The organism is Mycolicibacterium lacusdiani, assembly GCF_021916785.1.
In the GTDB taxonomy this organism is placed as follows: domain Bacteria; phylum Actinomycetota; class Actinomycetes; order Mycobacteriales; family Mycobacteriaceae; genus Mycobacterium; species Mycobacterium lacusdiani.
Genome location: NZ_JAKCFC010000003.1, coordinates 146,852 through 162,423 on the forward strand (window position 1 = coordinate 146,852; position 15,572 = coordinate 162,423).

A 15,572-nucleotide genomic window follows, 5' to 3' on the forward strand; every position below is an offset into this window, starting at 1 on the left:
ATAGGATTCGTTCATGCGACTACTCGTCACCGGTGGTGCAGGCTTCATCGGTGCCAACTTCGTGCACGCGGTCGTCCGCGAGCACCCGGAGGCGACGGTGACGGTGCTCGACGCGCTCACCTATGCGGGCAGTGCCGAGGCGCTGGATCCGGTGGCCGACGACATCACGCTGGTGCGTGGCGACGTGTCCGACTCCGAGTTGGTGAACGCGCTGGTGGCCGAGTCGGATGCGGTCGCGCACTTTGCCGCCGAGACGCACGTCGACAACGCGCTGGCCGATCCGGAACCGTTCCTGCGCGCCAACGTCATCGGCACCTTCGCCGTCCTGGAGGCCGTTCGTCGCCACGGCGTCCGCCTGCACCACGTGTCGACCGACGAGGTCTACGGCGATCTACCACTCGACGGCGGGTCCCGCTTCACCGAGGCCACGCCCTACAACCCGTCGAGCCCGTACTCCGCCACCAAGGCCGCGGCCGACATGCTGGTGCGGGCGTGGGTGCGGTCCTACGGGGTCCAGGCGACGATCTCCAACTGCTCCAACAACTATGGGCCGTACCAACACGTGGAGAAGTTCATCCCACGTCAGATCACCAACGTCCTGTCCGGCCGACGACCGAAGTTGTACGGCAAGGGCGCGAACGTGCGCGACTGGATTCACGTCGACGACCACAACCGCGCGGTGTGGCTGATCCTGGAACGCGGCACGATCGGACGGACGTATCTGATCGGGGCGAACGGCGAGCGCGACAACCTGTCGGTGATGCGGACCCTGCTGCGGCTGATGGGTCGCGATCCCGACGACTTCGACCACGTCACCGACCGTGTCGGCCACGACCTGCGCTACGCCATCGACCCGTCGCTGCTGCACGACGAACTGCATTGGGCGCCAAAGCATACCGACTTCGAATCGGGCCTCGAGGAGACCATCGAGTGGTATCGGAGCAACGAATCCTGGTGGCGTCCGCTGAAGGATGGCGTCGAGGCCAACTACGCGGAGCGTGGTCAGTGACGGCTCGGGAGCTGTCCGTTCCCGGTGCCTGGGAGATCACGCCAGCCATCCATCCCGACTCGCGTGGCCGGTTCTTCGAGTGGTTCACCGACGCCGCCTTCGCGGAGATGACCGGCCACCGCTTCGACCTGGCGCAGGCGAACGCATCGGTCTCGGCCAAGGGCGTCTTGCGCGGCCTGCACTTCGCCGAACTGCCGCCCAGTCAGGCGAAGTACGTGACGTGCCTGCGCGGTTCGGTGTTCGACGTCGTCGTCGACATCCGGGTCGGCTCACCCACGTTCGGCCGCTGGGATTCGGTGCTGCTCGACGATCGCGAGCACAGATCGGTGTACCTGTCGGAGGGGCTCGCGCACGGGTTCCTGGCGCTGCAGGACGAGTCGACGGTGGCCTACCTGTGTTCGGCGCCGTACGCGCCCGGCCGCGAACACACCGTCCGCGCGACCGATCCCGCCGTCGGCATCGAGTGGCCAGTGACCGACCTGGTGCTGTCCGACCGGGATGCGGCGGCGCCCACGCTCGCCGAGGTGCGCGCTGCCGGCCTGCTGCCGACGTGGGACGACACCCGCGCGTTCGTCGACGAGTTGCGTCGCCGGGCGTCTGGCGGGTAGCCGTCGCTGGGCCACCGGCCGACCGTCTCCTCCACCCCCTTGCGACCGCGCCGACCAATTACTAGGATTTCCTAGTAATCACATCCGCACTACGCCATCGGCGGCCTAGGGGCACCTCATGAGCACTCGCATCCAGCACTTCATCGACGGCCAGCGCAGCGATCTCGCGTCGACCCGCACCGCCGACGTCCTCAATCCCAGCACCGGCGAGGTGCAGGCACAGGTCCTGCTCGCCTCGGCCGCCGACGTCGACACCGCGGTCACCTCCGCGGTGGCCGCGCAGCGCGAGTGGGCGGCGTGGAACCCGCAGCGGCGGGCGCGCGTGATGATGAAGTTCGTCGAACTGGTCAACGCCAACGCCGACGAACTGGCCGTACTGCTGTCCAAGGAACACGGCAAGACCGTCGCCGACTCGCTCGGTGACATCCAGCGCGGTGTCGAGGTCATCGAGTTCGCCATCGGCATCCCGCACCTACTCAAGGGTGAGTACACCGAGGGCGCAGGCACGGGCATCGACGTCTACTCGCTGCGCCAGCCGCTCGGCGTGGTCGCAGGCATCACCCCGTTCAACTTCCCCGCGATGATCCCGCTGTGGAAGGCAGGCCCCGCGCTGGCGTGCGGCAATGCGTTCATCCTCAAGCCGTCCGAGCGCGACCCCTCGGTACCGGTGCGGCTGGCCGAGCTGTTCCTCGAAGCCGGGCTGCCCGCGGGCGTCTTCCAGGTGGTCCAGGGTGACAAGGAAGCCGTCGACGCCATCCTGCATCACCCCGACATCCAGGCCATCGGGTTCGTGGGCAGCTCCGACATCGCGCAGTACATCTACTCCACCGCTGCGGCGAACGGGAAGCGTTCGCAGTGCTTCGGCGGCGCGAAGAACCACATGATCGTGATGCCCGACGCCGACCTGGACCAGGCCGTCGACGCCCTGATCGGCGCCGGCTACGGCAGCGCCGGCGAGCGCTGCATGGCCATCAGCGTCGCCGTTCCCGTCGGCGAGGAGACCGCGGACCGCCTTCGTGCGCGCCTCGTCGAGCGGATCAACAACCTGCGGGTCGGGCACAGCCTCGACCCCAAGGCCGACTACGGACCACTGGTCACCGGTGCCGCACTCGAGCGCGTCAAGGACTACATCGGCCAGGGCGTCGAGGCAGGCGCCGACCTGGTGGTCGACGGCCGCGAGCGGGCCAGCGACGAGCTGACGTTCGACGACCAGAGCCTCGAAGGCGGGTACTTCATCGGCCCCACCCTGTTCGACCACGTCACCAGCGACATGAGCATCTACACCGACGAGATCTTCGGCCCCGTGCTGTGCATCGTGCGCGCCCACGACTACGACGAGGCCCTCGCGCTGCCGTCCAAGCACGAGTACGGCAACGGCGTGGCGATCTTCACCCGCGACGGCGACGCCGCCCGCGACTTCGTCGCCAAGGTCCAGGTCGGCATGGTCGGCGTCAACGTGCCCATCCCAGTTCCGGTGTCCTACCACACCTTCGGCGGCTGGAAGCGGTCCGGCTTCGGCGACCTCAACCAGCACGGGCCGCACTCGGTGCTGTTCTACACCAAGACCAAGACCGTCACCTCGCGCTGGCCGTCGGGCATCAAGGATGGGGCCGAATTCTCCATCCCCACGATGAAGTAGGCCGCGTTCTCCATGGACCTACACGGCCTCGACGACGACGAACGCGTGATCGCCGAGACGGCGGCCGCGTTCGCCGAGAAGCGCCTCGCGCCGCACGCGCTGGAATGGGATGCCGCCAAGCACTTCCCGACCGACGTGCTGCGCGCGGCGGCCGAACTGGGCATGGCGGCGATCTACTGCAACGACGACGTCGGCGGTAGCGGGCTGCGGCGCCTCGACGGGGTGCGCATCTTCGAGGCGCTGTCCCACGCCGACCCCACGGTCGCGGCGTTCCTGTCGATCCACAACATGTGCACCTGGATGGTGGACACCTACGGCACCGCCGAGCAGCGCAAGAGCCTGGTCCCGCGACTGGCGTCGATGGAACTCATCGCGAGCTACTGCCTCACCGAGCCGGGCGCGGGTTCCGACGCAGGCGCGCTGCGCACCAGGGCGGTTCGCGACGGTGACTCCTACGTCCTCGACGGCGTCAAGCAGTTCATCTCGGGCGCGGGCGCATCGGACGTCTACGTCGTGATGGCGCGCACCGGCGGTGACGGGCCCCGTGGCATCTCCGCGTTCGTCGTCGAGAAGGACACGCCAGGACTGAGTTTCGGCGCCGACGAGTACAAGATGGGCTGGAACGCACAGCCCACCGCCCAGGTGGTGTTCGAGGGAGCGCGGATCCCTGCCGACGCCATGCTTGGCGGCACCGACGGCGAGGGCGCCGGGTTCGGCATCGCGATGAACGGTCTCAACGGCGGCCGCATCAACATCGCCGCCTGCTCACTGGGTGGGGCGCAGGCCGCCTACGACAAGGCGGCTGCCTACCTGCGCGACCGCGTGGCCTTCGGCGGGTCGCTGCTCGACGAGCCGACGATCCGCTTCACGCTTGCCGACATGGCGACTGCATTGGAGGCGTCGCGCAGCCTGTTGTGGCGAGCGGCCTCCGCACTCGACGACGGCCACCCCGACAAGGTGACGCTGTGCGCGATGGCCAAGCGCTACGTCACCGACTCCTGCTTCACCGTGGCCGACCAGGCGCTGCAGCTGCACGGCGGGTACGGCTACCTCAACGAGTACGGCGTCGAGAAGATCGTGCGCGACCTGCGCGTGCACCGAATCCTCGAGGGCACCAACGAAATCATGCGCGTGGTCATCGGGCGGTCCGAGGCCGCTCGCGTCCGCGCGACGTAGACGGGAGTTGTTTCACCATGGCCACTATTGCATTCCTGGGGCTGGGCAACATGGGCGGACCGATGGCCGCGAATCTGGTGGCCGCCGGGCACGCCGTGCGGGGCTTCGACCCCGTCACCGCGTCTCGGGAGGCGGCAGAAGCCAAGGGCGCCAACACCTTCGACAGCGGCGCCGAAGCCGTCGCCGATGCCGACGTGGTGATAACGTCGCTGCCCAACGGTGACATCGTGAAGCGGTGCTACGCCGAGGTGCTGCCCGCCGCGAAGGCCGGTGCGTTGTTCGTCGACACGTCGACGATCTCGGTCGACGACGCCCGCCAGATCAACGCCGACGCGACGGCGGCCGGGTTCGAGCAGATCGACGCGCCGGTCTCCGGCGGCATCAAGGGCGCGACCGCGGGCACGTTGGCGTTCATGGTGGGCGGCTCCGAAGAGGCCGTCGCGGCCGCACGCCCCATTCTCGATCCCATGGCAGGCAAGGTGACTCACTGCGGTGCGTCCGGTGCCGGGCAGGCAGCCAAGCTGTGCAACAACATGGTGCTCGCGGTGCAGCAGATCGCGATCGGCGAAGCGTTCGTCCTGGCCGAGAAGCTCGGCCTGCCCGCTCAGTCCCTGTTCGACGTCATCACCGGCGCGACGGGAAACTGCTGGTCGGTGCACACCAACTGCCCGGTGCCCGGGCCGGTACCGACGTCACCTGCCAACAACGACTTCAAGCCCGGCTTCGCCACTGCGCTGATGCACAAGGACCTGGGCCTGGCGATGGCCGCGGTCGACTCGACCGGCGCGGCCGCACCGCTCGGCACCCACGCCGCACAGATCTACGCCGACTTCACCCAGGACAACGCCGACAAGGACTTCAGCGCCGTGATCGAGATGCTCCGGAAGGGTTAGCGCCCACCCGACCGGTGCTGCCACCGCCGGTGTAGGTGCTCGCAGCCCGCGGCGAGCAGGCCGTCATAGCTGGTGCGGACGTCTACGGCGTCGGCGAAGTCGCCGCCCACCGCGTACCCCGTCGCGACGACCAGCGTCGGCACCTTCGCCGCCCGCGCCGCGCGGAAGCCGCGGCCGGTGCCCACCACCGCGAGCGCACTCTCCGGCCCGAGACCCAACTCCCACAGTGCCTGGCCGTGCAGATCGGGCTCCGGCACCGGGGTGCGCAGGTCGTCGGGCGTCACGATGGTCTCGGCGATGCCGTCGCCGATGAGTTGTCGCACCAGCGGGCCGACCCAGGCGCGCTCGCCTCGACTGACCACGGCAACCGGCACGCCGGCGAAGAACAAGCTGTTCACCAGGTCTTCGAGTCCCGCGCGGGGCGTCACGTCGCCGCCGAGGACCAACTGCTCGAACACGTCGGACTTGGTCCGGTGCACGTGTGCGGCGATCTCCGAGCTGACCCGGCCGAAGCCGCGCCTGCGCAGCGCTGCGGCGATGCGGCGCCGCTCATCGCCGATGCGGACCAGCCGCCCGTACTCCTCGACCGTCCAGTGCACGTTCAGGCCGTGCTCGGCGAACGCGACGTTGAACGCCGCCCGCTGGCCGTCGCGCTCGATGTCGGCGAGCGCCCCGTCCAGGTCGAAGATGACTGCCTGCAACGCCTCGACCGCAGCATCCGCGGGTCGTCCCGAGTCCCACCAGAACGCCCGCTTCTCACAAGGAATCGACATGGGCATCAGCGTGTCCCAGGTCACACCCCGCCGGCCTCCCCCATCCGGGGGATTCGGGTGGCTAACTCGGTGCGAGCGGCTGCGCCGTCTTGGACCGTGCACGACGCCTTCGGACCTAAGGTGAGGGCCATGCCGCCCGAGGGGAGCCACGCCCAATCCCCGGTCCGGCTCATGCTCGTCGACGACCACGAGATGGTGATCGAGGGCCTCAAGGCGATGCTGGCCACGTTCGGCGACCGCGTCGACGTGGTCGGTCAGGCCGTCGGCGCGGAGCGGGCACTGCAGGTCGTCGACGACCTGGATCCGGAGATCGTGCTCTGCGACGTCCGCATGCAGGGCGCGAGCGGGCTGGACCTGTGCGCCGATCTGCGCGGTCGCAATCCCGGCCGCAAGGTCGTGATGCTGTCGGTGTACGACGACGAGCAGTACCTCTTCCAGGCGCTGCGGGTGGGCGCGTCGGGCTACCTGCTGAAGAGCATCAGCAGCGACGAGCTGGTGCGCCAGCTCGAGTTGGTCCGCCGTGGTGAGACGGCCATCGACCCCGGCATGGCGGCGCGGGCCGTCGACACCGCGGCGCGCCTGCAGCGCGACGAGTTCTGGCCGGGCGCACGCCAGGGCCTGACCCAGCGGGAGAGCGAGATCCTCTCCTACGTCGTCAACGGGCTCTCGAACAAGGGCATCGCCACCAAACTGGTCATCGGCGACGAGACGGTCAAGACGCACCTGCGGTCGATCTACCGCAAGCTCGGGGTCAGCGACCGCACGAACGCCGTTGCCACCGCGCTGCGCGAGGGCATCTACCAGTGAGCAGGGATCAGGCCCCGGGTCTGCTCACCGCCGACCGCGAACTGGCACTGCTGCGCGAGTTGATCAGGGCCGCGTCGAGCGGCCCCGGCGTCGAACCGCTGGCCGCCGCCGCAGCGCGGATGATCACCGCCGCCACCGCGACCGACGTCTGCTTCGTCCACGTGCTCGACGACACGGAGCGCTCGCTGACCCTCACCGGGGCCACGCCCCCGTTCGACAGTCAGGTCGGCAAGATCCGACTTCCCTTGGGGCAGGGCGTTTCCGGATGGGTGGCCAGCCACCGCAAGCCGGTGGTGATCATCGCGGACAAGGAGTCCGACCCACGGTACCGGCCGTTCGAGTCGCTGCGCGGTTCGGACTTCACGTCCATGGTCTCGGTGCCGATGGAGACCGATCCCGGTGGGCTGGTGGGTGTGCTCAACGTGCACACCGTGGCGCAGCGGGACTTCGAGGACCGCGACGTGGAACTGCTGACCGTCATCGGCAGGCTGATCGCCGGCGCCATGCATCAGGCACGGTTGCATCGTCAGCTGGTGGCCCGCGAACGAGCGCACGAGAACTTCGTCGAGCAGGTGATCGAGGCCCAGGAGATGGAGCGGCGCAGGTTGGCCGGTGACATCCACGACGGCATCAGCCAGCGCCTGGTCACGCTGTCCTACCGGCTCGACGCCGCCAGCCGCGCGATCGGCGATGGGCGTGACGACTTGTCCACTGCTGCAGAGCAACTCGCATTGGCCCGCGAACTGGTCGCCCTCACACTCGGCGAGGCCCGCGCAGCGATCGGCGGACTGCGGCCCCCGGTGCTCGACGACCTGGGCCTGGCCGGCGGTCTGGCGAGCCTGGCCCGTTCCATCCCCCAGGTCGCCGTCGACGTCGACCTCGCCGACACCCGGCTACCGGATCACGTCGAGCTGGCCCTCTACCGCATCGCCCAGGAATGCCTGCAGAACGTCGTCAAGCACTCCCAGGCGTCGAACGCGCGGTTGACGTTCGCGGTCGAACCCGGTGACAGCGGCGACGTCGCGCGCCTCGAAATCGTGGACAACGGCGTGGGTTTCGACCGTTTCGAGAACCCGCTCGGCGGTGACGAGATGGGCGGCTACGGGTTGCTCTCGATGGCCGAGCGCGCGGACATCGTCGGCGGCAGGCTCAACATCCGCTCACGCCCCGGGTCGGGCACGACGGTGACCGCGACCATCCCGCTGCCGTCGCCGAACTGAGCCGGCTGGGCTAGAAGTCGCCCGCGTGATGGCGCAGCGACTCGATGGCCGCGGCCAACGTCCGCGACGCGTCGTCGGTGATGCCGATGTCGGCGAACACCTCGTTGTTCAGGGTGACCGTCGCGTCCTCGACCGTCGATCGGCCGAGGTCGGTCAACCGCACCAGCGTCGTGCGGCCGTCGGTCGGGTGCGGGGTGCGCTCCACCAGCCCGTCGGCCTCGAGCCGCCGGATGGCGTGCGTGACGCTGGTGACGTGTACCTGCAGCCGGTCCGACGCCTTCGTGATCGGAAGTGCGCCCGTCCTGCTGAAGGCCAGCAGCCGCAGCAGTTCGAAGCGGGAGAAGCTCAGGTCGTAGGGCCGTAGCGCGTTCTCGACGCGGGCCAGCAGGATCTGATGAGCCCGCATGACGGAGGTGACGGCCACCATGCCGTCGGCGACGTCGCCCCAGCCGGCGCTCTCCCAGTTGACCCGGGCCAGCGCGATCGGATCCGGTTTGCCGGCCTGATTCTCGGTGGGCACGGCTGTTCGGCTACGCCTCGAGCGTGAGGATGCGCGGGCCGTCTTCGGTGACGGCCACGGTGTGTTCCCAATGGGCGGCACGCGAACCGTCGGTCGTGACGACCGTCCAGTCGTCGTCGAGGACCCTGGTGCGGGTGGTGCCCAGGGTCAGCATCGGCTCGATGGCGAGCACCGAACCGGGGACCAGGTGGGGCCCGCGGCCCGGCGCGCCCTCGTTGGGCAGGAACGGGTCCATGTGCATCTCGCGTCCGATGCCGTGACCGCCGTAGCCGGACACGATGCCGTACTTGCGGCCGTGCTTCTCCTCGGCCGCGTGCGTGCCGGTCTCGATGGCGTGCGAGACGTCGGTGAGCCGGTTGCCGGGCAGCATCGCGGCGATGCCGGCCTCCATGGAGGTCCTGGTGGCCTCGGACAGTGCCTCGTCGGCGGGGATCAGTTGACCGACTCCAAAGGTGAAGGCGGCGTCACCGTGCCAGCCGTCCAGGATCGCGCCGCAGTCGATGGAGACGAGGTCGCCCTCGGCGATGACGTCGTCGTCGGACGGGATGCCGTGGACGACGCGGTCGTTGACCGACGAGCAGATGCTCCCCGGGAAGCCGTGATAGCCGAGGAAGGACGGGATCCCGCCGCCATCGCGGATCACGCTCTCGGCGACGCGGTCGAGTTCCAGCGTCGACATGCCTGGCGCAGCAGCGGTGCGAACCGCCTTCAGCGCTGCGGCGACCAACGCACCGGCCGCAGCCATGGCGTCGAGTTCTCCACTGGTGCGTTGCGGGACGACCTTGCGTCCCCGCAGCCCGGGCAAGCCGATCATGACAGTCCGATCAAGCCGTGCGGCCGGTTCACCGACCGAGGGCGCGCAGCGCCCGGGCGAACACCTCGTCGAGGCTGCCGACGGCGTCCACGGTCTTGAGTTCGTCGGCGTAGTAGTCGAGCAGCGGCGCCGTCTCGTCGCGGTAGACCTTCATCCGGTTGAGGATGACGTCCTCGGTGTCGTCGGCGCGACCGCGGCTCTTCAGGCGGCTCAGCAGCTCGTCCTCGGAGACCCGGAACTCCACGACGGCGTCGAGCTTCAGGTTGCGCTTGGCCAGCATCTCGCTCAGTGCCTCGGCCTGCTCGACCGAGCGCGGATACCCGTCGAGGATGAAGCCCTCGGCGACGTCCGAGTCGTCGAGGCGGTCGTCGACCAGCGCGTTGGTGAGCGTGGCGGGGACCAGGTCACCGGCGTCGAGGTACTTCTTGGCCTCGATGCCCAGTTCGGTCTCGTTCGTGATGTTGTGGCGGAACAGGTCCCCCGTGGAGATGTGCGGGATCGCGAGCTTCTCGGCGAGCTTCTCGGCCTGCGTCCCCTTGCCCGCGCCGGGCGGCCCCAGCAAAACGATTCTCACTTGAGGAACCCTTCGTAGTTGCGCTGCATCAACTGGCTCTCGATCTGCTTCACGGTGTCCAGACCGACGCCGACCATGATGAGCACCGCAGTGCCACCGAACGGCAGGTTTTGCACCGATCCCGAGTTGCCCATCTCGAGGAAGAGGTTCGGCAGTACGGCCACCACGCCGAGGTAGATCGAGCCGGGGAGCGTGATGCGGCTCAGGACGTAGCGCAGATAGTCAGCCGTCGGCCTACCGGGCCGGATGCCCGGGATGAAGCCGCCGAACTTCTTCATCTCGTCGGCGCGTTCGTCGGGGTTGAACGTGATCGACACGTAGAAGTAGGTGAAGAACACGATCAGGCCGAAGTAGATCGCGATGTACACGGGGCTGGCGGGGTTGGTCAGGTAGTTCGCGACGAACTTGTCCCACCACCCGGTGCCGGCCTCGGCGCTGCCGCTGCTGATCAGCTGGGTGATCAGCTGAGGCACGTAGATCAGCGACGAGGCGAAGATGACCGGGATGACGCCTGCCTGGTTGACCTTCAGCGGCAGGTACGTCGAGGTGCCGCCGTACATCTTGCGGCCCACCATGCGCTTGGCGTACTGCACCGGGATGCGGCGCTGGCCCTGCTCGACGAACACGACGGCGATGATGATCAGCAGTGCGGCGAGGCAGACCAGGGCGAAGACCACGCCACCGCGGCCCTCGAGGATGGTCTGGCCCTCTGCCGGGATGCGTGCGGCGATGCCCGCGAAGATCAGCAGCGACATGCCGTTGCCGATGCCGCGCTCGGTGACCAGCTCGCCCATCCACATCACCAGCGATGCGCCCGCGGTCAGGACCAGCACGATCACGACCAGCGTGAAGATGTCGGAGTCCTGGATGATGTCGAGCGTGCAGCCCTGCAGCAGTCCGCCGTTGGCGGCCAGCGCCACGATCGACGTGCCCTGCAGCAGCGCCAGCGCCACCGCGAGGTAGCGGGTGTACTGCGTCATCTTGGCCTGGCCGGATTGGCCTTCCTTGCGCAACTGTTCGAAGCGCGGGATGACCACGGTCAGCAGCTGCACGATGATGCTCGCGGTGATGTAGGGCATGACGCCCACCGCGAACACCGACAGCTGTAGCAGCGCCCCGCCGGAGAAGAGGTTGATCAGCGAGTAGATCTGTGCGGAGTCACCACCGCTGACCTGCTCGATGCACTTCTGGACGTTGGGATAGTTCACGCCTGGCGACGGCAGCGATGCGCCCGCCCGGTAGAGGATGACGATGCCCAGAGTGAAGAGGATCTTGCGTCTGAGATCGGCCGTCCGCAGCGACGAGATGAAAGCCGAGAGCACTCTTCCTCCTGCGCAGCCGAGTCCGAGCCGCGGCGTGCAAATGGGGCTGGTACGACCAGCGTATGGGTTACGTCCGGCGCGATCCTGCCGCAGGCACACAGCCTGCGAAGTCGCGTGTCAAACAGTCTACGAGAGTAACAGTTGCCCACGGTCCGGCCTGCATCCACCGAACCGGGGGCGCTCACCGGTTACTCCCAGCTTCCGAGCGTACAGTCGAGTCAGCTCGTTAAGTCAGCTAAGTAATCGGCTCGCGCCTCCTCGCCCCCATGCGGGACTCGCCATCCATCACCGCCACCAAGAGTTGGGAGCTTTCATGACGGACACCAGATTCGACGGAGACACCTGGGACCTCGCGTCCAGCGTCGGCGCCACCGCGACCGCAGTGGCCGCCTCCCGCGCCGCCGCGTCTCGCGGCCCGGATGCGCTGCTGGACGATCCATGGGCCGAGCCCCTCGTCCGAGCCGTCGGCGTCGACCACTTCGTCTCGCTCGTCGAGGGCGACGTCGATGCCGGCGAGGGCGATCCGCTGCTCAACCGCCGGACGATGAACGAACAGATCGCCGTGCGCACCCGCTTCTTCGACGACCTCTTCCTCAACGCGTCGCGCGACGGCGTCGCCCAAGCCGTCATCCTGGCCTCTGGTCTCGACACCCGGGCCTACCGCCTCCCGTGGCCGGACGGCACGGTGGTCTTCGAGGTCGATCAACCCGAGGTCATCGAATTCAAGACCCGCACGCTGGCCGACCTCGGTGCCCGACCGTCCGCCGACCGGCGCACCGTGTCGATCGACCTGCGCGACGACTGGCCCGCCGCCCTGCGGGGCGCAGGCTTCGACCCGTCTGCGCCCACAGCGTGGATCGCGGAAGGTCTGCTGGTGTACCTCCCACCGGAGGCGCAGGACCGATTGTTCGACGAGATCACCGCCCTGTCCGCACCTGGCAGCCGACTGGCCACCGAACACATGGACATGGCGTCGCTGCCCGCGGACTGGGCGCAGAAGCTCACCGAGCGCTCGCAGCGGGTGGGTTCGGCCATCAACCTCGCCGAACTGTTCTATCTGGGCGAGCGCAACAGTGCGGCCGACTACCTGTCGGAGCGCGGCTGGCGCGTCGACGTCCGCCCGACCCGCGTGGCGTTCGCCGCGAACGGCTTCGAACTGCCCGACGACGAGCTGGCGTCGATGGGCGGCGGCTACCTGACCGCCATCAAGGATTAGGAGGAACACACCCATGGCACGTACTGATGGGGACAGCTGGGATCTGGCATCGAGCGTCGGCGCGACGGCGACGATGGTGGCGGCGCAACGCGCGCTGGGCCACCGCGACGGCCTGATCGACGACCGCTTCGCCGAGCCGCTGGTGCGTGCGGTCGGCGCCGACTTCTTCATCCGGATGCTCGACGGCGAGATCAACCTCGCCGCGGTCGACCCGGCGCTCACCGCGCGTCGCGCAGCCGAGGGCATGGCCGTGCGCACGCGGTGGTTCGACCGGATGTTCCTCGACGCGGCGGCTGCCGGCGTGCGGCAGGCGGTGATCCTGGCGTCCGGTCTCGACTCCCGCGGCTACCGGTTGCCGTGGCCCGACGGGACGGTCGTGTACGAGGTGGACCAGCCGGAGGTCATCGAGTTCAAGACGACGACGTTGGCGACACTGGGCGCCGAACCCACCGCCACCCACCGCACGATCGCGATCGACCTGCGCCAGGACTGGCCGAAGGCACTGCGCGACAATGGTTTCGACCCGACGCAGCCGACGGCGTGGAGCGCCGAGGGCCTGCTGATCTATCTCCCCGCCGATGCGCAGGATCGCCTGTTCGACGAGATCACGGCACTCTCGGCGCCCGGCAGCAGGCTGGCCACCGAGCACGTGCCGGACCTCTCGGCGGTCACCGACGACCGGACCAAGCAGTTGACCGATCGCATGCGGGAGATCGGCTCCGACATCGAGATGGCGAGCTGGTGTACCAGGGTGATCGCAGCGACGTCGTCGAGTACCTGACGGCGAAGGGATGGAACGTCACTGCCGCCGGGGCGCGCGAGGCGCACGAGGCGAATGGCTTCGACTTCCCGGACGACGGTCTGATGGCCGCATTCGCCGACATGAGTTACCTCAGCGCGACCTACGGCTGACCGGTGGCGCTTGGCGTTGGGGAAGAGTTCAGGACTTCCCCAACGCCGCCCGCCTCGCCACCCCCCAGTGGCGGACGGACTGCCTGCCACCCCCCAAGTGGTAGGCCAAGCACCGGACACACCGATTCCTCGGCGCTTCGACTCGTCGTGGCGTCCGTCCCCCGGCGGCATGCCCGACTCGCACTGATGACGCTACTGGCGACCCACCCCCGATGAATCGGGGGAAACCCTAGTGTTCCCAGAAATGGGATTTCGGGGTCGGCGCCGTCAGAACCGGAAGTCACCCAGCCAGAGTGCGGTCGCCCCGGTGAAGGACCGCTCGACCTGCGTCACCGCTCCGGCGACCGACCGGCCGAGCAGCGCGCCCAGCGCGTCGGGCAGCGACGCCGCGGCCGGTTGCGAGGACGCCTTCGGCCGGAGCATGTCCAGGAACGACGAGCCAGGCAGGTTCACCACCTTCACGTCGGTGTCGGCGTCGATGCCCGCCAGCGTCTTGGCGCGGTCGATGGCGGTACGCAGTCCGCCCAGCTCGTCGACCAGTCCACGTTCCTTGGCGTCGGCGCCGGTCCACACCCGGCCGCGCGCGACCTCGTGCACGTCGTCCACGGACATCCCGCGGCCGTGCGCGACGCGTTCGACGAAGTCGGTGTAGAAGAGGTCGGCCTCGGCCTCGACGTGGGCCTGCTGTTCCTCGGTGAACGGGGCGTTCGGCGACCAGGCGTCGGCGTTGGCGTTGGTGCGCACGGCGTCCGACCCGACGCCGAGGCGCCGCTTGAGGTCACGGGCCACCAGCTTGCCGGTCACCACGCCGATGGATCCGGTGATGGTGCCGGGGTTGGCCACGATCGCGTCGGCGGCCATCGACACGTAGTAGCCGCCGGATGCGGCGACCCCACCCATGGACGCGACGACCGGCTTGCCCGCCTCGCGCAACCGGGTCACCTCGCGCCACACGGTCTCCGACCCGGTCACGGCGCCACCGGGGCTGTCGACGCGCAGCACGACCGCGGAGACGGAGTCGTCGGCCGCGGCCTCCCGCAGCGCGGCGGCGATCGTGTCGCCGCCCGCGCTTGAGCTGCCCAGCGGGGACAGCTGGGGTCCGCCGCGGCCGCTGACGATCGGCCCGTGCAGCGTCACGACGGCGATGGTGGGCTTGCCCTTCCGGCCCGGGACCGACGGCCCGGCGGGTCCGTGCGCGCGGGCGTAGCGCGACAGGAACAGGCGCGGCGGCGCGTCCGGGCCGTCGGCGTGGGCGGATTCCGGCCCGTCGCCTGCCAGTTCACCGATGCGGGCGTAGGCCTCGTCGCGGAAGCCGATGCGGTCGACGAGTCTTCCGGCGACGGCGGCATCGCGCAGCAGCGGAGCCTTGTCTGCGAGCGCGTCGATGTCGGCCGCGCTCAGATGCCGGGATTCGGCGACCGCGGCGAGGACCTGGCCGTGCAGGCTCTCGACGAGGCGGGTGTCCGCTTCGCGGTGCGCCTCGGTGTACTCGCTGTGGGTGAAGAGGTTGGCGGCCGACTTGTACTCGCCGCGGGCCACGAACTGCGCCTGCACGCCCGCCTTGTCGAGCGCGTCGCGCAGGAACAGGGCGTTGGTGGCGAAGCCGATCAGGCCCACCGTGCCCGAGGGCTGCATCCACACCTCGTGGAACGCCGACGCCAGGTAGTACGACATCGTTCCCGGGTAGGTCTCCGCCCACGCGATCGACGGCTTCACTTCAGTGAACGCGGCGATGGCCTCGCGCAGCTCCTGCACGGGTCCGGGCGCCGCGGCGACGACCTGCACCCTGGCGATCAGCCCGGCGACGCGGCGGTCCTCGGCGGCGCGGTGGATGGCGGCGACCGCCTCGCGCAGCAGGAGGGGGCGGCCGCCCGAGAGCAGCACCATCGGGTCGAAGCCACCGGTCTCGTTCGGCACGCTCTGCAGGTCGAGTTCGAGGACGCAGCCGTTGGGCACGCCGTGGTGCCGGGCGGTGTCGACCTTGCGCGCGATCGCTCGGATTTCGTCGGTGCCCGGAACGCCGGACAGGAGGCTGAACATGGTTCGAGCCTACCGACGGCCCCGATCACCCCGCCGTGACGATCCGGGC

At 69.0% G+C, this 15,572-nt stretch carries 13 protein-coding genes and 2 pseudogenes; 9 read left to right on the forward strand and 6 right to left on the reverse strand.

Annotation, left to right across the window (positions count from 1 at the left end; translation table 11 throughout):
- Nucleotides 1–13 precede the first annotated feature (13 nt).
- The 5 genes and pseudogenes from rfbB to mmsB all read left to right on the forward strand — a co-directional run.
- Nucleotides 14–1,009, forward strand: a complete 996-nt coding sequence (gene rfbB, locus LOK44_RS10415; protein WP_237569928.1) for a dTDP-glucose 4,6-dehydratase — start codon at nucleotides 14–16, stop codon at nucleotides 1,007–1,009.
- Complete coding sequence (rfbC, locus tag LOK44_RS10420; RefSeq protein ID WP_237569929.1) at nucleotides 1,006–1,617, forward strand: dTDP-4-dehydrorhamnose 3,5-epimerase; 612 nt, start codon at nucleotides 1,006–1,008, stop codon at nucleotides 1,615–1,617. Before rfbB ends, rfbC begins: the two co-directional genes overlap by 4 nt.
- A gap of 118 nt (nucleotides 1,618–1,735) precedes the next feature.
- A complete protein-coding gene (locus LOK44_RS10425; protein WP_237569930.1) occupies nucleotides 1,736–3,256 on the forward strand; it encodes a CoA-acylating methylmalonate-semialdehyde dehydrogenase in 1,521 nt (506 codons plus the stop codon).
- Between the two features lie 12 nt (nucleotides 3,257–3,268).
- Entirely contained in the window at nucleotides 3,269–4,432 is a 1,164-nt protein-coding gene (locus tag LOK44_RS10430) for an acyl-CoA dehydrogenase family protein (RefSeq protein ID WP_237569931.1), read from the forward strand.
- A pseudogene (mmsB, locus tag LOK44_RS10435) lies at nucleotides 4,432–5,325 on the forward strand (3-hydroxyisobutyrate dehydrogenase); the annotation flags it as partial. The gene LOK44_RS10430 and the pseudogene mmsB, both read left to right, overlap by 1 nt.
- Here the strand turns inward: mmsB and LOK44_RS10440 are convergent.
- The gene (locus tag LOK44_RS10440) at nucleotides 5,322–6,098 is read right to left on the reverse strand and encodes an HAD hydrolase-like protein (protein ID WP_237569932.1); all 777 of its coding nucleotides are present in this window, start codon (nucleotides 6,096–6,098) and stop codon (nucleotides 5,322–5,324) included. The pseudogene mmsB and the gene LOK44_RS10440 overlap by 4 nt on opposite strands.
- Nucleotides 6,099–6,227: 129 nt before the next feature.
- Here LOK44_RS10440 and LOK44_RS10445 point away from each other — a divergent pair, with 129 nt between their 5' ends.
- Nucleotides 6,228–6,905 carry a response regulator gene (locus LOK44_RS10445; RefSeq protein ID WP_237569933.1) on the forward strand — a complete coding sequence of 226 codons (678 nt, stop codon included), beginning with the start codon at nucleotides 6,228–6,230 and terminating at the stop codon, nucleotides 6,903–6,905.
- Nucleotides 6,902–8,125 carry a GAF domain-containing sensor histidine kinase gene (locus LOK44_RS10450; protein WP_237569934.1) on the forward strand — a complete coding sequence of 408 codons (1,224 nt, stop codon included), beginning with the start codon at nucleotides 6,902–6,904 and terminating at the stop codon, nucleotides 8,123–8,125. The genes LOK44_RS10445 and LOK44_RS10450 overlap by 4 nt, the downstream gene beginning before the upstream one ends.
- Nucleotides 8,126–8,135: 10 nt before the next feature.
- Here LOK44_RS10450 and LOK44_RS10455 read toward each other — a convergent pair whose 3' ends face one another.
- The 4 genes from LOK44_RS10455 to secY are packed head-to-tail and all read right to left on the reverse strand — an operon-like array spanning nucleotide 8,136 to nucleotide 11,355.
- On the reverse strand, nucleotides 8,136–8,645 hold the full coding sequence (locus LOK44_RS10455; RefSeq protein ID WP_237569935.1) for a MarR family winged helix-turn-helix transcriptional regulator: 510 nt from the start codon (nucleotides 8,643–8,645) through the stop codon (nucleotides 8,136–8,138).
- Nucleotides 8,646–8,655: 10 nt separating this feature from the next.
- On the reverse strand, nucleotides 8,656–9,459 hold the full coding sequence (gene map, locus LOK44_RS10460) for a type I methionyl aminopeptidase (RefSeq protein ID WP_237569936.1): 804 nt from the start codon (nucleotides 9,457–9,459) through the stop codon (nucleotides 8,656–8,658).
- A gap of 28 nt (nucleotides 9,460–9,487) precedes the next feature.
- Nucleotides 9,488–10,033 (reverse strand): adenylate kinase, encoded by a 546-nt coding sequence (locus LOK44_RS10465; RefSeq protein ID WP_237569937.1) that lies wholly within the window; start codon nucleotides 10,031–10,033, stop codon nucleotides 9,488–9,490.
- Complete coding sequence (gene secY, locus LOK44_RS10470) at nucleotides 10,030–11,355, reverse strand: preprotein translocase subunit SecY (RefSeq protein WP_163918935.1); 1,326 nt, start codon at nucleotides 11,353–11,355, stop codon at nucleotides 10,030–10,032. Before secY ends, LOK44_RS10465 begins: the two co-directional genes overlap by 4 nt.
- Before the next feature lie 313 nt (nucleotides 11,356–11,668).
- Between secY and LOK44_RS10475 the strand changes: the two genes are divergently transcribed.
- Nucleotides 11,669–12,571 (forward strand): class I SAM-dependent methyltransferase, encoded by a 903-nt coding sequence (locus tag LOK44_RS10475; RefSeq protein ID WP_237569938.1) that lies wholly within the window; start codon nucleotides 11,669–11,671, stop codon nucleotides 12,569–12,571.
- Between the two features lie 13 nt (nucleotides 12,572–12,584).
- A pseudogene (locus LOK44_RS10480) lies at nucleotides 12,585–13,483 on the forward strand (SAM-dependent methyltransferase).
- A gap of 267 nt (nucleotides 13,484–13,750) precedes the next feature.
- Here LOK44_RS10480 and sppA read toward each other — a convergent pair.
- Nucleotides 13,751–15,523, reverse strand: coding sequence for a signal peptide peptidase SppA (gene sppA / locus LOK44_RS10485; protein ID WP_237569939.1), 1,773 nt, complete (start codon nucleotides 15,521–15,523; stop codon nucleotides 13,751–13,753).
- Nucleotides 15,524–15,572 lie beyond the last annotated feature (49 nt).